Genomic DNA, 17,668 nt, shown 5'->3' on the forward strand with positions numbered 1-17,668 from the left:
AAAAAAAGTACCCGCTTTCGTTTCTCGCGTGACCTGTGTAGGCAACGTTCTTTTTGACGACTACACCACAAGGTAACCATGTCTCTTGCCATTCATTCCCAGCCGCGCATCAAGCGCATGGCGCATGCCATTCAACTCGTCTTCATCGGTTCGGCCCTGCTGCTGAACGCCCAGGCGCCAGCCCTGGCGCAGGAAAGCGCCGCAGCGCCAGCCACCAGTCAGGATTTCCAGGTGCCGGCCGGCGACCTGGCGGAAGCGCTGCGCCAGGTCGCCAGCCAGTCGCGGGTCATTCTCAGCTTCACGCCGGAACAGACGCGCGGCAAGACGTCGGCCGGCTTGAGCGGTCGCCACGACGTGCTGGCCGCCCTGAACGGCGTGCTGCGCGGCACGGGCCTGAAGGCCGAGCGCAGCGCCAACGGCAGCTTTGTGCTGCGTCCGGCCGATGCGGCGGCGGGTGGCGAAGCGCTGTCGATGATGCCGGAAGTGTCGGTCAAGGCGCAGCAGGATGCGACGGAAGGCTCGGGCGCGTATGTCTCCACCCTGCCGATCGCCACGGCCACGCCGCTGGGCCTGTCCGTGAAGGAAACGCCGCAATCGGTCAGCGTCATCACGCAGCAGCGCATGCAGGACCAAGGCTTGAGCACGATCGCGCAAGTGATGGCGCAAACGCCGGGCATCACCCTGTATTCGCTGGGCAGCGAACGCACGGGCTTTACTTCGCGCGGCTATTCGATCAGCAATTACCAGCTCGATGGCGTCAGCACGCACTCGGAAACCATGGGCCTCAATGCGATACCGTCGCAAAGCCTGGCCGACATGGCGCTGTACGACCGCATCGAAGTGCTGCGCGGCGCCTCGGGCCTGATGACGGGCGCGGGCGATGCCTCGGGCGCCATCAACATGGTGCGCAAGAAGCCGACGGCGCAGTTCCAGGCGTCCGTCGAGGGCGAGCTGGGCTCCCACGATGAGCGGCGCGCCATGGCCGACATCGCAGGTCCGCTGAACGAGGCAGGCACGGTGCGCGGCCGCCTGGTGACGGTGTACGAGGAAGGCGACAGCATCGTCGACGGCTACAACCGCGACAAGAAAGTGGTCTACGGCGTGGTCGAGGCGGACCTGTCCGCCGACACGAAGCTGACGGCCGGCGTCACGCACCAGCGCAAGCGCACGAACGGATCCTTGTCCTACCTGGGCTTTCCCCTGTTCTACAGCAACGGCGCCAGGACGGACCTGCCGCGCTCGTTCAGCCCGGCGGCCAAATCGAACCGCTTCGACACCAATTCGACCGACCTCTTCGCCACTGTGGAACACGCGCTGGCCAACGACTGGAAGCTGAAAATATCGGCCAACCGCGTGCAATCGTCGCAGGAAGAGCGCGCCGTCTACCTGAACGTCAGTGGCGGCTTGCCCGATCAGGCCACGGGCGATGGCCTGCGCTTGAACGCCGACTACCGCGACTACCAGCTCCAGATCAACAGCGTGGATGTCAATGTGCGCGGACCGTTCAGCGCATTCGGCCGCCAGCACGAACTGGTGCTGGGCATGGACTACAGCGAATTTCAAAGCACGACGGATGCCCGTTTCGACAAAAGCATCGAGCGCACGCCCGCCAACCTGTACCGCTGGAATTGCACGGCGACGCCCGTGTTTGGCGGCACCTATGGCACCAACGACAGCACGCGCCGCCAGGCCAGCGTGTATGCCGCCACGCGCCTCCATCTCTCCGAGCGCCTGAAATTGATCGCCGGGGCAAAAGTGCTGCGCTACGACGAAAATTACATCTCGAACACGCCTGCCGAGTCCTATTACAACGCGGCGCCAGCCTCGGAAAGCCGCGTCGTCACGCCGTATGGCGGCCTGGTGTTCGACATCGACGGCACGCACAGCGCCTACGCCAGCTACTCCACCATCCATCAGCCGCAAGCATCGCAGGACCGCTATGGCCAGCTGCTGGCGCCGCGCGAAGGCAAGACCCTGGAAGCGGGCGTCAAGAGCGGCTGGCTCGATGGGCGCCTGAACACGGCCGCCGCGCTGTACCAGATCCGCCAGAACAACCTGGCCGAGTCGGATCCAGGTTACTACGTGCCTGGCACCCAAAATTTCGCCAGCCGCGCCATCAAGGGCGCCAAAACCCAGGGCGTGGACCTGGAAGCGACGGGCGCCCTGACGCCGGACTGGAACATCTCGGCCTCGTGGTCGTACAGCCAGACGGAAAACAATGAAGGCAAGGCCATCCTGGGCACCTTCCCGCGCCACCTGGTGAAACTGTGGACCACTTACCGCCTGCCCGGCGAGCTGCATCGCCTGACGGTGGGCGGCGGCATGAACTGGCAGAGCCGCGTGTATTCCGACATCGACGCATGGCAGATCAAGAGCACCCTGCACTGGGAACAGAAGGCGTATTCGGTGGCCAGCCTGATGGCGCGCTACGACGTCAACGACAAGCTGTCGGCCACCGTCAACGTGTCCAACCTGTTCGACAAGCAGTACACGGCCTCGATCTCGGACTGGTGGTACTCGGGCATGTATGGCCCGGCGCGCAAGGTGGCGTTGAGCGTGCGCTATCAATTCTAGGCCGGGCTGAATATTTCACATTGGCGCAGGGCCGGTGATACAATTTTCCCGCTTCACGGGCGTTGCCGACCATTGCCGTCAACGCCCGTGCCCATAGAGACACCCAAGGAGAATGTGTGAAGGACCTCGCCCCCGCCCTGCCAGCCGATCCGGCCGACCAACCCGCCAATCCCTCGCGCCGGCGCATTTTCCAGGCCGCTTCCGCAGTCGGCCTGGCCGCCAGCCTGCCGGCGCTGGCCGACGCCGCGCCAGCCAAGAAGACCATCGCCAAGGGTTCGCTCGACGCGAAGCTCAAGGCGCACGTCAAGAACGTGGTCGTGATCTACCTGGAAAACCGCAGCTTCAACAACCTGTTCGCCAACTTCCCCGGCACCAGTGCGCCCCTGTCCGCCGTCACGGCGGAACAGGCGCAGCAGCTGGACCGCGACGGCAAGCCGCTGGCCACCCTGCCGAAAATATGGGGCGGCCTCGTGCCGAACCAGCAAAATATCGGCGGCATCGATTACCTGATCAAGGAAGAGCAGATTTCCGGCCTGCCGAACGCGCCCTACAAATTGAGCGACGCAGCCGGCAAGCCCCTGCCCGAGAGCATCATCACGCGCGACCTCGTGCACCGCTTCTATAACAACCAGATGCAGATCAACGGCGGCAAGAACGACGGCTTTGCCGCGTGGGCCGACAGCGGCGGCCTGGTGATGGGCCACTACGGCGAAACGTCGAAAAACCTGAACCTGTGGCAGATCGCCGAGCAGTACACCCTGTGCGACAACTTCTTCATGGCGGCCTTCGGCGGCTCCTACATGAACCACCAGTTCCTGGTGACGGGCCGCGCCAACGAATACTTCAATGCGCTTGATACGGCGGCGAAGAAAAAGATCGCCGTGCTGTCCGACGGCCCGCAAGGCGTGCGCCTGGCGATCTCGCCCGACTGCCCCGCCTCGGCGCTGGACGGCAAACCGAAATACGTCAATGACGGCGCCCTCACGCCGGACGGCTATGCCGTCAACACCATGGCGCCGCCCTACCAGCCCAGCTATGTCCGTCCCGCCTTCGACGGCGACCCGCTGCATGCCGATCCGGCTGACGCGAATACCCTGCCGCCGCAAACCTACGACACCATCGGCGACCTGCTGTCGCGCAAGGGCATCAGCTGGGCGTGGTATGGCGGCGGCTGGCAAGCGGCGCTCGACCACAAGGGCGGCGGCAGCAAGCCGAACTTCCAGTTCCACCACCAGCCGCTGAACTACTTCAAGCAGTTCGCGCCAGGCACGGCGGCGCGCGCCGAGCACCTGCGCGACGGCGGCACGGGCGACAGCCCCATCTCGAACAAATTCCTCGCCGCCGCCGTGGCGGGCAAGCTGCCGGCCGTGACCTTCTACAAGCCGCAGGGCAATCTGAACCTGCACGCCGGGTACTCGGATATCGAATCGGGCGACCAGCACGTGGCCAACGTCATCCAGCATCTGAAGGAATCGCCGCAGTGGAAAGACATGATCGTGGTGATCACGTTCGATGAAAACGGCGGCTGGTGGGATCACGTGGCGCCGCCAAAAGGCGACCGCTGGGGTCCGGGCACGCGTATTCCCGCCATCGTCGTCTCGCCGTACGCGAAGAAAGGCGCCGTCGACCACAGTTTTTATGACACGACGTCGATCCTGCGCCTGATCACGCGCCTGCACGACCTGCCGCTGCTCGAAGGCCTGAAAGTGCGCAATGACGCCTTTGCGTCGCGCGGTGCGCTGCCGCCGGGTGACCTGACGGGCGCCCTGAGCTTCCGCTAAGCCACCCACAATGCGGCACGCCTGTGATACACTGCGTGCCGCACTTAAATCCGCAGGACAAGTTTTCCTGCAGGTTGTCCCAACAATGAGCCCGACTCCAGTAGCCGGGCTTTTGTTTTGTGGATGAAGTTAAAGCGTATGGACATAGGCGGGCAGCACCTTGCCCGCCCCCTGGCTTTCGCAGGCCAGGGACTGAGGTTAGCAAATGAGAGATAAAAAAGACAACGCCACCATCGACTTGCCCGGCTTCGGCCCGCCGCCAGCGCACGAGGCCCAAGAGCCGGCGCCGGAGCCGCAGCGCCGCGCGCGCGCGCGCAAGGTGGCTTTGAAGCAGGTGCAGCTCGAATTGCTGGAGCCGACCGATGCCTCAGGCCTGCCCGTGTGGACGCGCGACGCCGGCCTTGATCTCACCGGTTTGCCCATCTGGGCGCCCGACAATTAGTATCCATGCCGGCGGCCGTTTGCCGCCAGCTTCCACACCACCATCCGCACAAGGGCGTAGAACGCCTGTAGACTGTGCCCATCCACCCGCTTTTTACCGGTTCCCGCCCCTATGAACACCACCACTGCCACTACCACTTCCTTTTCCAGCCTGCCGCTGACGCCCGCCTTTTTGGCCAACCTCGATTCGCTCGGCTACCACGAGATGACCACCATCCAGGCGCAAAGCCTGCCGGCGGTGCTCGATGGCCGCGACCTGATCGCCCAGGCGAAAACGGGCAGCGGCAAGACGGCCGCCTTCGGCATCGGCATCCTGCACAAGCTCAATCCGGCCTGGTTTGCCGTGCAAGGCCTGGTGCTGTGCCCCACGCGCGAACTGGCCGACCAGGTGGCCAATGAGCTGCGCCGCCTGGCCCGCGCGGCCGGCAACATCAAGATCCTGACCCTGACGGGCGGCGCGCCGATGCGTCCACAAATCGCCTCGCTGGAGCACGGCGCCCACATCGTCGTCGGCACGCCGGGCCGCATGCGCGACCACCTGGGCCGCGGCACCATCAACCTCAATCACGTGCAAACCCTGGTACTCGATGAAGCGGACCGCATGACGGACATGGGCTTTTACGAAGAAATCGCCGGCATTGTCAGCGCCTGCCCGGCGCGCCGCCAGACCCTGCTGTTCTCGGCCACGTATCCGGAAGACATCCGCCGCGCCACGGCGTCGTTCCTCGTCAATCCGCTGGAAGTGACGGTCGAGGCGCAGCACGACAACGACAAGATCGAACAGCGCTTCTATGAAATCGGCTTCGACGAGCGCAATGGCGCCGTCGGCAAGCTGCTGAAACACTTCAAGCCGGAATCCACGCTGGCCTTCTGCAACACCAAGGTGCATTGCCGCGAACTGGCCGACGAACTGCGCCAGCAAGGCTTTTCCGCGCTGGCCCTGTACGGCGAGCTGGAACAGCGCGAGCGCGATGAAATCCTGGTGCTGTTCGCCAACCGCAGCTGCTCCGTGCTGGTCGCCACCGACGTGGCCGCGCGCGGCCTCGATATTTCCGACCTGGGCGCCGTGATCAACGTCGACGTGTCGAAGGATACGGAAGTGCACATCCACCGCATCGGCCGCACGGGCCGCGGCAGCAAGAAGGGCCTGGCCCTGTCGCTGTGCGCGCCGAACGAGAAAAAATGGGTCAAGCTGATCGAGCAGTACCAGAACAGCGCCGCCGAATGGCACGACCTGAAGGAACTGGCGGAAGATGACGGCATGGAGGCGCTGCCGGCGCCGATGGTCACCCTGTGCATCATGGGCGGCAAGAAGGACAAGCTGCGTCCGGGCGACTTGCTGGGCGCGCTGACGGGCGACGCTGGTCTCACCAAGGAACAAGTGGGCAAGATCAACGTGTTCGAGTTCATGACCTACGTGGCGCTGGACCGCAAGGTGGCCGAAGCGGCATTCAAGCGCCTCAACGCGGGCAATACCCTGGGGCGCGACTTCGGCAACATCAAGGGCCGCAGCTTCAAGATGCGCTTTATCGAGGCGTAAGCGCCTGCAATGCACGCAGGGCCGCCATGGCCCTGCGTCCCGGATAGTCTTCCCACACGGGATACTGCCGGCGGTAGTAGCAATTCCAGTAGCTGATGGCGCGCCGCTCCAGGGTGGCCACATAGGCGGGATTGTCCCGCAGGTAGCGCGTCAGCGCATCGGCATTCCAGGCCGGCAGCGCCGCGCCAATTACCTCGACAATCTCCAGCACGTATTCGCCGCACAGGTGCACGACGAAGGGCACCGTCCACGCCCGCTCCTGCAACAGCAACTGCCTTGCACACGCTTCGCGCACATGGCCGTCGTGGTGGCGCGCGCCCAGGCACAGGGCGAGCACGCCCGCGTCGCCGGGCAGCCGCGTGCAGGCCAGCAAGCGCTCGCTGTCGTAATACGTGCGCGTCGGAATCAGCAAGGCCTGTCCATCCTGGCGCACGGCAAATGGCGGGGGCGCGTGATTACTCCCCAACACGGGCAGCAGCTGCGCCACCGTGCTGGCCAATGCGGCCGGAAAGGCATCCGCTTCAGCCATCGCCAGCTTCCTTGCACACCTTGCGCACGCCCAGCGCAGGCATGTCGACCTTTTCAAAGATCACATTCGAATACCATTCGGCAGGATCGCCTTCGGTGGGCTTGCCCAGCGAGATATAAAAGCCGCCATGCGTGAACAGCGCCGTGGTTTCCTTGCCCGGCCTGGCGGCTTGCAGGAAGATCGGCCAGGCAGCCCTGTCGACTGGCGTAAACCGCGCGGACAGCAGCGCCAGCAGGCGCGCATGCGTGGCCGGCGCATACGGGAACAGATACAGGTACTCGACCAGTTCACCGCCATCGGCCAGGCGCGTGACGGCGGATGTCGCAGCCTCCACGGCATCCTTGCCCGCGCCAAAACTGCACAGCACCCCGCCGCTGTAGGCGAAATCGATGACGGTCGCCGGCGCGCACGCCTGCCGTTCGCGGTCGATGCCGACGGGCGGCAGCGCACGCACTTGCGCCAGCAGCGCCTCGCCGGAGGTGGCCAGCGCGGAAAAGCCAGGGCATTCGCTGGCCGCCTGCGCGGCAGAAAAGGCAAAGCAACAACTCAATAGCAGCAAACGGCGCTTCACGGCATCTCCAGTGTCATCGGGCGGCCATTATGCCGGACATCTTCACAAAGGCCGCGCCTGTTGCCCCTGCGGCGTATCGTCGATGTCATAGCCGGCCGCGCGCGCCAGTGCACGCAAGCGGTCCGCCTCGGCCCACTGGCGCTGCGCGCGGGCGATGGCCCGTTCCGCCATCCATGCCTGCACCGGCTGCGGCACGGCCACCTGCGCTGGCTGCCAGGCCAGCAGATCGAGTCCCAGGGCCGCATCGAAACGGGCCATGGTAGCCTTTTTGACGGCGTCCGGCAGCGCGCTTTTCAACAGTTCCCAAGCCACGGCCAGGGCGCGTGGAAAGTTCAGGTCATCGTTGATCTGCGCCGCGAAGCGCGCCAGCCATGCAGGATCAGGGGCGGCCTCACTGTCCGCCTGGCCCAGCCCATGCACGCTGACACGCAGGCGCGCCAGGCCGCTGCTGGCGGCGCGCAAGGCTTCGTCCGTGAAATTGAGGCTGCTGCGGTAATGGGCGCCCAGGCACAGGTAGCGGTAGGCCAGCGGATCGACGCCCTGCTCCACCAGGCTTTGCAAGCGTAAAAAGTCGCCCGACGATTTCGACATTTTCGCATCCTGTGTTTTCAGAAAGGCGCCGTGCAGCCAGAAGTTGGCCAGGCGCGTGCCGTGGCGCGCTTCCGTCTGCGCGATCTCGTTGCTGTGGTGGACGGCCACGTGATCTTCGCCGCCGCAATGGATGTCGAAATACGCGCCCAGGTGCTTTTCCGCCATGGCCGAGCATTCGATATGCCAGCCGGGGAAACCCAGGCCCCACGGGCTGTCCCACTCCATTTGCCGCTGTCCCGGCACGCCGCTGAACTTCCACAGCGCGAAGTCGCAGATGTCGCGTTTCTCTCCCAGTTCCACGCGCTTGCCCGCCTGCAGGCCGTCGCGGTTCAGGCGTGCAAGTTTTCCATAACTATCCTGGCGCGTCGTGTCGAAATAGATGCCGTCGTCCGTGCGGTAAGTGTAGCCCTTCGCTTCCAGGTCGAGGATGAAGGCAATCTGCTCGGCGATGTGGTCGGTGGCGCGGCACCAGACGGTGGGCGGCAGGATATTCAGCGCGCGCAGATCGCCCTCGAACGCGCGCGTGAATTCAGCGGCGATATCCCAGGCTGACTTGCCGCTGCGGGCGCTGCGCGCCTCGATCTTGTCGTCGCCGCTGTCGGCATCCGACGTCAGATGGCCGACGTCCGTGATGTTCATCACGTGGCGCACCTGCAAGCCGTTGAACGCGAGCGCACGGCGCAAGCCGTCGACGAACAGATAGGTGCGCAGGTTGCCGATGTGCGCGTAATCGTAGACGGTGGGACCGCAGGCATACAGGCCCGCCTGGCCAGGGGCGATGGTCTCGAAGGGCCGCAGGCTGCGGCTATACGTGTCGTACAAATGAAGTGTCATGCGGGACTTTCATGTGCGTTGCGGAAAAAGAAAATGGCCACAGGTTTTTCAACGCTGTGGCCATCGGAATGAGGAGTAAAAATTTAACGGCGCCGGGCCGCATCCTCGCGAAGCCAGGTACACGGACACAGCGCAGCGGCGGCGCGGTATGCAAGGACTGGATGGAGGATGGAAGAGATCATGGTGAGAATATCGCATGCGCGCGGGCGGGCCGTCAAGCCCTCCCGCGGCGCCAGCTTATTTTTTCGCCTGCTCGATATGCGGCAGCAGCACCGTCAACATGCCCAGCAGCGGCAGGTAGGAGCAGATTTTGTACACATAGGCGATGCCTGCCACGTCGGCCAGGTGGCCCATGGCGGCGGCCGCGATGCCGGACACGCCGAACATCAGGCCAAAGAAAATCCCCGCGATCATGCCCACCTTGCCAGGCACCAGTTCCTGCGCGAAGACGACGATGGCGGAAAACGCGGACGAAATCACGAAGCCGATGATCACCGTCAAGACGGCCGTCCAGAACAGGTCGACGTAGGGCAGCAGCAGAGTAAATGGCGCCGCGCCCAGGATGGAAATCCAGATCACGCGCTTGCGGCCGATGCGGTCGCCGATGGGGCCGCCCATAAAGGTGCCGGCCGCCACGGCGGCGAGGAACAGGAACAAATACAGCTGGGCATCGCCGAGCGACAGGTGGAATTTGTCAATCAGGTAAAACGTGTAATAGCTCGACAGGCTGGCCATGTAGATGTACTTCGAGAACACCAGCAGGGCCAGCACGCCCAGCGCGCCAATCACCTTGTTGCGCGACAAGTTCGGTCCAAGGCCGCCCGTCTTCGGCTTGAAGCTGGCCAGGTGGCCGCTGTACCAGTGGCTGACCTTGTACAGCACGCCGATGGCCAGCACGGCCAGCAGGCTGAACCAAGCGACATTGCCGTGGCCACGGTTGACGATGACGGCGGCCGCCAGCAGCGGTCCCAGCGCGGAACCGATATTGCCGCCCACCTGGAACAGCGACTGGGCAAAGCCATAGCGTCCGCCCGAGGCCATGCGCGCCACGCGCGACGCTTCCGGGTGGAAGGTCGAGGAGCCGACGCCGATCAGGCCAGCGGCGAGCAGCAGAGTCGGGAAGGTCGAGACGACGGACAGCATCAGCACGCCGGCAAGGGTAAAGCACATGCCGATCGGCAACAGGAATGGCAGCGGACGGCGGTCCGTGTACAAGCCGATCCAGGGCTGCAGCAGCGATGCCGTGCACTGGAACGTCAGGGTAATGAGGCCGACCTGGGTAAAACTGAGTGAAAACTCGGCTTTCAGCATCGGATAAATCGACGGCAATAATGCCTGGATCAAGTCATTGAGCAAATGCACGAAGGCGACGGCGCCCAGGATGTGCATGGCCAGACCGGATTGTTGTTGGGAACTATGAAGCGAGGGAGCCGCCGGCACGGGCGTGGCCAATGCTGGGGCAGTTGTGGTTGTGTGCATGTGTCATCCGCAATAATCGGGCACGGCGGGCGGCCCGGCAAAGAAGCCAGTATAGTATGGTCGCGGAACTGATAACTTCCAATAATCGTCGCCCAAGTGACAACCGAGAGACAAGCCAACGCCCACATGTACACCCAGCAACCCGCCCAGACCCATCCCGACGGCGTGCCATTCAGCCGCAGCACCAGCTCGCACGATTACCAGCACGTGCCGCGTCCCGTGACGGCCATGTCCAGGCAATACGTGTCGGGCGACTACACGGCGCCGCACAGCCACGTGCGGGCGCAACTGCTGTATGCGACGGAAGGCGTGATGCGCGTCTCCACCGAACACGGCGTGTGGATGTTGCCGCCGCGGCGCGCCCTGCTGATCCCCGTGGGCGTCGTGCATGAAGTCCACATCTTGAGCGAACTGAGCATGCGCACCGTGTACATCGATGCGCAAGTGGCGGCCCAATATGGCGACGATTGCAAGGTGCTGGAAGTGAGCCGGCTGCTGCGCGAGCTGATCCTGGCCTTGCTGGCCGAACCGGTCGAATATGCGCTGGCGGGGCGCGGCGACTGGCTGGCGCACCTGATCCTGTCGGAACTGGCGGCGGCCGATACCGTGCCCCTCGCCATCCCCTGGCCGCGCGACCGGCGCCTGGTTGCCGTCTGCTCGGCCATCATGGAAGCGCCCGGCAGCCGGCGCAGCATCGAGGAGTGGGCGCAGGATGCGGGCGCCAGCGCGCGCACCTTGATCCGTTTATTTCCCAAGGAGACGGGCTTGCACTACCGCCAATGGCTGCAGCAAGTCCACCTGGCCGAGGCCTTCTGCCGCCTGGACCGGGGCGAAGGCGTGGCGGCCATCGCCTATGCGCTGGGCTACGCCAGCCCCAGCGCCTTCAGCGCCATGTTCCGCCGCATCCTGGGCCGCACGCCGCAGCACTACCTGAGCGAGTGGCGCGCCGCCGATTAAACGAAAAAAGCAGCCCGTGGGCTGCTTTCGTCAAGTGGTTTGCCGGCAATTGTCGGCTTACCGGGCAAGGCGCCAATGATGGGCGCCGCGTAGGTCGGCTTAGCGTGGCAACGCCGCGCGTAAGCCGACAAGCTGCGTTGCCGGCATTGTCGGCTTACGCCCTGCGGGCTAAACTGGCCTACTCTTTTTCGCCCGCAATCAGGCGGTAAGCCAGCGCGCCCAGCAAGGCACCGATGATCGGTGCCAGCCAGAACAGCCACAGCTGGCTGGTGGCCCAGTCGCCCACATACAGGGCCACGCCCGTGCTGCGGGCAGGGTTGACGGAAGTATTCGTGACGGGAATGCTGATCAGGTGGATCAGCGTCAGCGCCAGGCCGATCGGCAGCGGGGCGAAGCCGGCCGGCGCGCGCTTGTCGGTGGCGCCCAGGATGACGATCAGGAAGAACATCGTCAGCACGATTTCAATGACCAGCGCCGACAGCATCGAATAGCCGCCCGGCGAGTGGGCGCCGAAACCGTTCGAGGCAAAGCCCTTGCTGACATCGAAGCCGGCCTGGCCGCTGGCGATCACGTACAGCACGCCGCCAGCGACGATGGCGCCCAGCACTTGCGCGATGATGTACGGCAAAAGTTTATTGGCGGGAAAACGGCCGCCGGCCCACAAGCCGATCGAGACGGCAGGATTCAGGTGGCAGCCCGAGATGTGGCCGATGGCGTAAGCCATGGTCAGCACCGTCAGGCCAAACGCCAGCGCCACGCCGACAAAACCGATGCCGAGGCCGGGAAAAGCGGCGGCCAGCACGGCGCTGCCGCAACCGCCCAGGACCAGCCAGAACGTGCCGAGAAATTCGGCGCCATATTGTTTCATGATGTATTCCTTTAAATAGTCGAGAAAACGTACCAGGGGACGACCAGACAGACCGCTCATTGAGCTCGCCCTCACCGCATGGCGATGGCAAAGCAAAACACCAGCAAAGTACGGCTACGCAATCGCAGCACAGCGCGCATAATGACATGTTGTCATTATCAAGGCAATATTAATCTCATGCAACAATAGTAATGGTTATCCTGGAATCAACTATTAATTTAATAACCATTATGGCGCGGGGCGGCGCATGTATTTGTGCGGCGCCTCCAGTGGCGCAAAACCAAAGCCCGCATACAGGCCATGCGCATCATCGGTCCCCAGCATCCAGGCGACCTCGCGCAAGCGCTCGTCGCCGAGCACGGCGGCCACCATCTGCTTGCCATAGCCCCGCCCCTGGTATGGCGGCAGCACGAACACGTCGCGCAGGTAGGCAAAATCCGTGTAGTCGGTGATGACCCTGGCGAACGCCACTTGCTGGCCACCCACGTAGCCACCGAAGCACAGGGCATTGGCGATCCCCTTGCGCACGGTTTCAATCGCCACGCCGCGCTTCCAGTACGACTGCTCGCTCAGGTAGCGGTGGATCATGGGCACGTCCAGGTCGCCGCGCTCGCTGGAAATGTGTAGTGGCGCGTGCATCAGTTCTTGTACAGCAAGTCGGCCTCAGCGATGCTGGGCTCGCCGAAATACACGGTGCGCAGTTCGCCCTTGGCATCGCTGCCCATGTACACGCCCGTCATGCTGCGCTGGGCCGGATCGTACAGAATAGAATAGCGGTGGCCGCAATTGTGCGGCTCGCAAACACTGCTCAGCAGACGCGCCTTGCCGTCGATCTCGACGGGCTTGAGCGGACTGGCCACGCCATCGGGCACCCAGCGCTGCCGCTTCAGGCCGGCCTTTTTCAGGCCGATATTGAAAGCCTTGCGAAAGGCGTAGTCAGACTTGTAAACATCGGGGAAATACGGGCAGGCAGGGCCGCCGTCGCAGCTTTGCGCCTGCTCGATCAGCGACAGTTTGGGCGTACGCGCTTGCGCAGGCATGGCAGCCAGCGTCACGGCGGCGCCAAGGAACAGGGGTAAGAGCAAACGTGCGGACATGCAATCTCCTAAAAGCATCCAATAATGGGTGCAGCATAGCAGAATGGCATGCTTGCGCAGCGGCCTCAGGGAGAACAGCGGATGCCGACCACCCCGTTGACCTTGCCTTCCGCCCAGCCCGTCTCGCGCCAGCGGTACACGCCGGGCGCGACGATGATCAACTGCCATTCCACCAGCTTGCCAGCGGCATTGACACGGGTTTCATTGTCATAGCGCAACGTCAAGCTATGCTCCGTTTCCGCCACCACGGTCACGGCGAAGCGGTTGGTTTCACCCAACTTGCTTTTCCACGTCCGGTCATTAAAGATCGCCAGCCGCTGATGATCGTCAGACAGCTGCATGCGCGTAAAGTGCCGCGCTTCTTCGCACACACTATTCGTATTCACGCTGTCGGACCAGCTGCCAGACAATTGCGTGGCGTCGAAAGGAGTCGGGGTGGCGGCCACGGCCGCGCTCAGCAGCAAGATTGCAAGCATAATTTATCGCAAGAAAACGAAAAGAATCATCATGGCAGGCGCAGCGCCAGGGTAATGCTCGACGGCAGCGCCGGCGTGCGCCGGTGCAAGGTCGCCTGCTCGTAGGCGTACGCCATCGCAATGAGCTGCATGTCACCGTGGGCAGGACCGATGAAGGACAAACCGACCGGCGCGCCGCCGGCCACGCCGGCCGGCACCGTGATATGCGGCAAGGCCGACGGCGCCTGCGCCACGCCATGGCAGGTAGGCCCCACCAGCGCATCGAAACCATGCGAGCACAGCAACGCTTCGATGCCGCCAGGCACGGGCGCGGCCGGGATCTCGATCAGTTGCGCGCCCTGTTCGCGCAACGCCAGCAGCGCCTGCCCGATCACGGCATCGGTCCCGGCACACTGGCCGAACAGGCTGCGCGCCACGCCGATGCGGCGCCCATGCAAACCGGCAGTATCGAGCACCACACCATCGGCCAGGCGCTCGCCGCTCAAGGCTGCGAGCAGCCAGGCCGCCTCACGCACGCTGGGCGCCATCGGTCCGGCCGTGGCTGGCTCACCGCCCTGCCCCGCGGCAGTCCTGCCCGTGGGCTTGATGGCGACCAGGCCGCAGTTTGAAGCAGGCGCGACGATGGAGCCGTCCGCCGCGCTGTCGACGGCCAGGATGGTCAGCCCGGCCCAGCTGGCAGTGGCATGCGGCACGCTGACGGCGGCCCACTGGCGCAAATTGCTTTTGCCGATGATGACGGCGCCGGCCGCGCGCAGGCGCGCCGCCACGAAGGAATCGCAGCCGGCATGCGTGGCCAGCGGTGACTGCGTGCGCGTCTTCATGCGGTCGCCCGTGGCGATATTGTCGCGCAGGACGACGGGAATGCCATGCAAGGGACCGCGCACCTTGTGCACTTGCCGTTCGCGGTCCATTTCCAGGGCAATTTTCAGCGCATCGGGATTGATTTCAATGCCGGGATAGGCGCGCGCGCCGATGCTGCACAGGGAGCGGATGCGCCCCAGGTACTGCGACGTCAGCGCATGGGAACTGAGTTTGCCTGCCTGCATCATCTGCTGTTGCGGCAAGACGCCCGCATCGAGCAGATGGGCCATGGGGCTGGCGGGCGCCGTGGCACGGGCCAATACGGGACGCGACGCGCCACCGCGTAACATCTGACTGCGCTGCATGGTATCTCCAGGAAACTTCAATGTTTCTGCCGCAATAATGTTCTAGCCATAGCATAGCAGTCCTTGCAACACAATTGTTGTTGAAGGGAATTATTTTTTAAGCAAAAAAAACGCTGCCCGAAGGCAGCGTTTCTTGATGATTCGGCACTGGGGCAAATCAGTTGCGTACGACACGCTTGTATTCGTTGGTACGGGTGTCGATTTCGATGACGTCGTCCTGTGCCACGAACAGCGGCACTTGCACGGTGTGGCGATGTGCGTCGATGGCGTTTTCGATCTTGGCTTCTTTCAGGACGTTGCCCGACGTGTTGCCCTTGACCGCTGGCTCCGAGTACACCACTTGACGGGCGATGGTCGTAGGCAGTTCAACGGAGATAGCTTTGCCGTCGTAGAAAATGGCTTCGCATTCCATGCCATCTTTCAGGTAGTTCAGCGCTTCGCCCAGGTTTTCTTCTTCGATTTCGTACTGGTTGTACTCGGTGTCCATGAACACGAACAGCGGGTCGGCGAAGTACGAGTACGTCACTGGCTTTTTATCCAGAACAACAACGTCGAACTTGTCGTCGCCGCGGAACACGTTTTCCATCGGGGTGTTCGTCAGAAGATTTTTCATCTTCCATTTGTAGGTGAAGCCCGTGCGGCTCGAACCGTTGACATCAGAACGCAACACGATCATTGGCTTGCTGTCGACCATGATGATATTGCCAACACGAATTTCTTTTGCGGGTTTCATAGGAATGTACGTAAAAAGTGGGTTGCATGAAGACCATCTGCCGCCTGTGCGCCATCAGCGCCGCAAGCTTGCGTTTGATCGGTTAAAAATACGTTAGAAATAACCGGGCATTTTACCTTAATTTTTGGCAAGCGCCTATCTCGTCGCGCCAGCGAACGCCAGCAGCTTACTTGCCAGATCGCCATTAGCCTGCATCTGCCGCTGCCAGGCCTGCGCGCGCGCCCGGATGCGCGGCAGATCGGCCTGCAATGCGGGCCACAGCTGCGCCCACGGCAAGCCATCCGCGCTGGCGCCGTTCCAGGCCAGCGCCGCTTGCACCAGGCTGTCGATGGCGCCGTCCGCGTCCATCGCATAGCGCTGCAGGAAGGCGCGCAATTTCACGTGATGCAAGTTTTCATCCTGCACATAGATATGCCAGAGAAACGGCTGGCCGGCCCATTGCGCGCGCACGAAGGAATCTTCGCCGCGCACGAGGTTGACGTCGCAAGCCCACAGCAGGCGGTCGTAATCATCTTGCGGCACGAACGGCAGCACGCGCACGGTGAGCGCGCCGCGCGTGCGCGCCGCACCGGCCTTCGCCGCATCGTCGCCGATAAACGCCTGAACGGCATCGAACGCGACGCCTTCCGGCACCAGGCATGTGATGGGTTCGCTGCCAGCCTGCCAGACCGCAAACAGCTCGGCGACGGGAGCGGACGGGTAGCAGAACAGCGATACCTTCAAGGCAGACATTTCCGCCGGACTCACGCCGAATTGCCCCAGGAATGCCGCCATGACGCCGGCATCAGCCTGGAATGCCAGCCTTTTTTCATCGAGCGCCGCCTCGCGCAGCAAGCCGCCCGTTTTATTGGTAAAACCGGGGAAGAAGAAATGCTTGATCATGCCGTGGCGCGGCGACGTCAACGCATGGCAGCCCTCGACCCACTCTTCCGCCGTCAAGCCTTCCAGGTTCAGCCACACTGGCTGCGGGGCGCACTGCGCCATGGCGGCAATATAGCCGGGCGGAATGTCGCATGCAAAAAACTCGATGACGATGTCGGCGATATCGGCGGGCGCAAACACGCCATCCTGATCGCGCCAGTGGCGCACCGTGACCCCGGAGACGTGCTGCGCTTCGGCCGCCACGTCGACTTCAGGACAGATGCGCTGGAAACTGGATAAATCATCGACCCACAGGGTGACGGCGACGCCATGCTCGCCGTTCAACTGCCGCGCGAGGCGCCAGCAAATGCCGATATCGCCGTAGTTGTCGACGACTTTGCAGAAGATGGCCAGGGATGGCGCGCGATCGCTAGGTAATGGCATGAGCAGGCAAGAGTGAAGGAAAAAGGTTGGCATGCCGGCAAACAACAAAAAAGCCGCGCTGTTACCAGGCGGCTTTGTTGTTGGCTGATTCAGCCGGTCTGGCGTCCCCAAGGGGATTCGAACCCCTGTACTCACCGTGAAAGGGTGATGTCCTAGGCCTCTAGACGATGGGGACAGAAAATCTGTCCAAGATGCATTACTCCGCATCCCGACCTGTTACTTTACGTGCTTACTGCTTGCGAATCTGGCGTCCCCAAGGGGATTCGAACCCCTGTACTCACCGTGAAAGGGTGATGTCCTAGGCCTCTAGACGATGGGGACAGAAATCTGTCCTGAATGCGCTACTTTGCATCCTGACCCGGTACTGCAGCAATATGGCAGAAACAAAAAAAGCCTGACTTGTCAGGCCCGTTCAGCGCTGCTCTCTTACTTTACAACTAAATCCTGGCGTCCCCAAGGGGATTCGAACCCCTGTACTCACCGTGAAAGGGTGATGTCCTAGGCCTCTAGACGATGGGGACCTGTGCTGGCTTTACTCTCAGCGGACTCTTCGTTGAAGGCTTTGCTTAGCCCCTCAAAAAAGCGTGCGCGAAGTTTAACACGAAGCGATTCACGAAATCAACTGCCGGGGGTTTTATTTTCCATCTTATTTGCACAGATCTCCCTATGGGGCAGAAGATGCGCGTGCGATATGGAAATACTGCGTTATTGCAATTTCAGCAGGCG

The 17,668-nt window shown here is 63.0% G+C and carries 16 protein-coding genes and 3 tRNA genes; 5 read left to right on the forward strand and 14 right to left on the reverse strand.

The features are described from left to right. The first annotated feature begins 78 nt into the window (after window positions 1-78). The 4 genes from KO539_RS27335 to dbpA all read left to right on the forward strand — a co-directional run bounded on the left by KO539_RS27335 (window position 79) and on the right by dbpA (window position 6,336). Entirely contained in the window at window positions 79-2,574 is a 2,496-nt protein-coding gene (locus KO539_RS27335; protein WP_257626508.1) for a TonB-dependent receptor, read from the forward strand. 116 nt (window positions 2,575-2,690) lie between these two features. After that, entirely contained in the window at window positions 2,691-4,355 is a 1,665-nt protein-coding gene (locus KO539_RS27340) for an acid phosphatase (RefSeq protein WP_219313262.1), read from the forward strand. A 205-nt stretch (window positions 4,356-4,560) separates the two neighbouring features. Continuing rightward, window positions 4,561-4,797, forward strand: coding sequence for a hypothetical protein (locus KO539_RS27345; RefSeq protein ID WP_035817310.1), 237 nt, complete (start codon window positions 4,561-4,563; stop codon window positions 4,795-4,797). Between the two features lie 111 nt (window positions 4,798-4,908). Next, window positions 4,909-6,336: an ATP-dependent RNA helicase DbpA gene (dbpA, locus tag KO539_RS27350; protein WP_219313264.1), complete on the forward strand. Its 1,428-nt coding sequence runs from the start codon at window positions 4,909-4,911 to the stop codon at window positions 6,334-6,336. Here dbpA and KO539_RS27355 read toward each other — a convergent pair. From KO539_RS27355 to KO539_RS27370, 4 genes are all read right to left on the reverse strand, one after another. Beyond that, a complete protein-coding gene (locus KO539_RS27355; RefSeq protein WP_219313266.1) occupies window positions 6,323-6,865 on the reverse strand; it encodes a hypothetical protein in 543 nt (180 codons plus the stop codon). The genes dbpA and KO539_RS27355 overlap by 14 nt on opposite strands. Further along, window positions 6,858-7,436 (reverse strand): hypothetical protein, encoded by a 579-nt coding sequence (locus KO539_RS27360; protein WP_219313268.1) that lies wholly within the window; start codon window positions 7,434-7,436, stop codon window positions 6,858-6,860. The genes KO539_RS27355 and KO539_RS27360 overlap by 8 nt, the downstream gene beginning before the upstream one ends. Window positions 7,437-7,478: 42 nt before the next feature. Next, window positions 7,479-8,861 (reverse strand): cysteine--tRNA ligase, encoded by a 1,383-nt coding sequence (gene cysS / locus KO539_RS27365; protein WP_219313270.1) that lies wholly within the window; start codon window positions 8,859-8,861, stop codon window positions 7,479-7,481. A gap of 237 nt (window positions 8,862-9,098) precedes the next feature. Then, window positions 9,099-10,250, reverse strand: coding sequence for an MFS transporter (locus KO539_RS27370; RefSeq protein WP_219313273.1), 1,152 nt, complete (start codon window positions 10,248-10,250; stop codon window positions 9,099-9,101). A 216-nt stretch (window positions 10,251-10,466) separates the two neighbouring features. Between KO539_RS27370 and KO539_RS27375 the strand changes: the two genes are divergently transcribed. Next, window positions 10,467-11,297 carry a helix-turn-helix domain-containing protein gene (locus KO539_RS27375; RefSeq protein ID WP_219313275.1) on the forward strand — a complete coding sequence of 277 codons (831 nt, stop codon included), beginning with the start codon at window positions 10,467-10,469 and terminating at the stop codon, window positions 11,295-11,297. Window positions 11,298-11,475: 178 nt separating this feature from the next. Here KO539_RS27375 and aqpZ read toward each other — a convergent pair whose 3' ends face one another. From aqpZ to KO539_RS27425, 10 genes are all read right to left on the reverse strand, one after another. Next, complete coding sequence (gene aqpZ / locus KO539_RS27380; RefSeq protein WP_035817302.1) at window positions 11,476-12,165, reverse strand: aquaporin Z; 690 nt, start codon at window positions 12,163-12,165, stop codon at window positions 11,476-11,478. 228 nt (window positions 12,166-12,393) lie between these two features. Then, complete coding sequence (locus KO539_RS27385) at window positions 12,394-12,804, reverse strand: GNAT family N-acetyltransferase (protein ID WP_035817301.1); 411 nt, start codon at window positions 12,802-12,804, stop codon at window positions 12,394-12,396. Continuing rightward, window positions 12,804-13,262, reverse strand: coding sequence for an Ivy family c-type lysozyme inhibitor (locus tag KO539_RS27390; protein WP_035817294.1), 459 nt, complete (start codon window positions 13,260-13,262; stop codon window positions 12,804-12,806). Before KO539_RS27390 ends, KO539_RS27385 begins: the two co-directional genes overlap by 1 nt. A 65-nt stretch (window positions 13,263-13,327) precedes the next feature. Then, a complete protein-coding gene (locus KO539_RS27395) occupies window positions 13,328-13,738 on the reverse strand; it encodes a hypothetical protein (RefSeq protein ID WP_219313277.1) in 411 nt (136 codons plus the stop codon). Between the two features lie 29 nt (window positions 13,739-13,767). Further along, the gene (locus KO539_RS27400; RefSeq protein WP_051958244.1) at window positions 13,768-14,904 is read right to left on the reverse strand and encodes an amidase family protein; all 1,137 of its coding nucleotides are present in this window, start codon (window positions 14,902-14,904) and stop codon (window positions 13,768-13,770) included. 157 nt (window positions 14,905-15,061) lie between these two features. After that, entirely contained in the window at window positions 15,062-15,637 is a 576-nt protein-coding gene (locus tag KO539_RS27405; RefSeq protein ID WP_034758247.1) for an elongation factor P, read from the reverse strand. Window positions 15,638-15,772: 135 nt separating this feature from the next. After that, on the reverse strand, window positions 15,773-16,942 hold the full coding sequence (gene earP / locus KO539_RS27410) for an elongation factor P maturation arginine rhamnosyltransferase EarP (RefSeq protein ID WP_219313279.1): 1,170 nt from the start codon (window positions 16,940-16,942) through the stop codon (window positions 15,773-15,775). Between the two features lie 99 nt (window positions 16,943-17,041). Then, window positions 17,042-17,117: transfer RNA gene (locus KO539_RS27415), tRNA-Glu, on the reverse strand. A 70-nt stretch (window positions 17,118-17,187) separates the two neighbouring features. Then, window positions 17,188-17,263 (reverse strand) — tRNA-Glu (locus tag KO539_RS27420). Window positions 17,264-17,387: 124 nt separating this feature from the next. Beyond that, window positions 17,388-17,463, reverse strand: a tRNA-Glu gene (locus KO539_RS27425). Between the last annotated feature and the right edge of the window lie 205 nt (window positions 17,464-17,668).

Origin of the sequence: Janthinobacterium sp. NKUCC06_STL, assembly GCF_019345455.1 — a bacterium.
Lineage (GTDB): Bacteria > Pseudomonadota > Gammaproteobacteria > Burkholderiales > Burkholderiaceae_D > Janthinobacterium > Janthinobacterium rivuli.

Excerpts from the sequence above, each read along its gene's own strand:
- KO539_RS27335 (WP_257626508.1), top strand. The coding sequence starts at position 79 with ATGTCTCTTGCCATTCATTCCCAGCCGCGCATCAAGCGCATGGCGCAT.
- KO539_RS27345 (WP_035817310.1), top strand. The coding sequence starts at position 4,561 with ATGAGAGATAAAAAAGACAACGCCACCATCGACTTGCCCGGCTTCGGC.
- dbpA (WP_219313264.1), top strand. The coding sequence starts at position 4,909 with ATGAACACCACCACTGCCACTACCACTTCCTTTTCCAGCCTGCCGCTG.
- KO539_RS27355 (WP_219313266.1), bottom strand. The coding sequence starts at position 6,865 with ATGGCTGAAGCGGATGCCTTTCCGGCCGCATTGGCCAGCACGGTGGCG.
- cysS (WP_219313270.1), bottom strand. The coding sequence starts at position 8,861 with ATGACACTTCATTTGTACGACACGTATAGCCGCAGCCTGCGGCCCTTC.
- KO539_RS27370 (WP_219313273.1), bottom strand. The coding sequence starts at position 10,250 with ATGCACATCCTGGGCGCCGTCGCCTTCGTGCATTTGCTCAATGACTTG.
- KO539_RS27375 (WP_219313275.1), top strand. The coding sequence starts at position 10,467 with ATGTACACCCAGCAACCCGCCCAGACCCATCCCGACGGCGTGCCATTC.
- aqpZ (WP_035817302.1), bottom strand. The coding sequence starts at position 12,165 with ATGAAACAATATGGCGCCGAATTTCTCGGCACGTTCTGGCTGGTCCTG.
- KO539_RS27385 (WP_035817301.1), bottom strand. The coding sequence starts at position 12,804 with ATGCACGCGCCACTACACATTTCCAGCGAGCGCGGCGACCTGGACGTG.
- KO539_RS27390 (WP_035817294.1), bottom strand. The coding sequence starts at position 13,262 with ATGTCCGCACGTTTGCTCTTACCCCTGTTCCTTGGCGCCGCCGTGACG.
- KO539_RS27395 (WP_219313277.1), bottom strand. The coding sequence starts at position 13,738 with ATGCTTGCAATCTTGCTGCTGAGCGCGGCCGTGGCCGCCACCCCGACT.
- KO539_RS27400 (WP_051958244.1), bottom strand. The coding sequence starts at position 14,904 with ATGCAGCGCAGTCAGATGTTACGCGGTGGCGCGTCGCGTCCCGTATTG.
- KO539_RS27405 (WP_034758247.1), bottom strand. The coding sequence starts at position 15,637 with ATGAAACCCGCAAAAGAAATTCGTGTTGGCAATATCATCATGGTCGAC.
- earP (WP_219313279.1), bottom strand. The coding sequence starts at position 16,942 with ATGCCATTACCTAGCGATCGCGCGCCATCCCTGGCCATCTTCTGCAAA.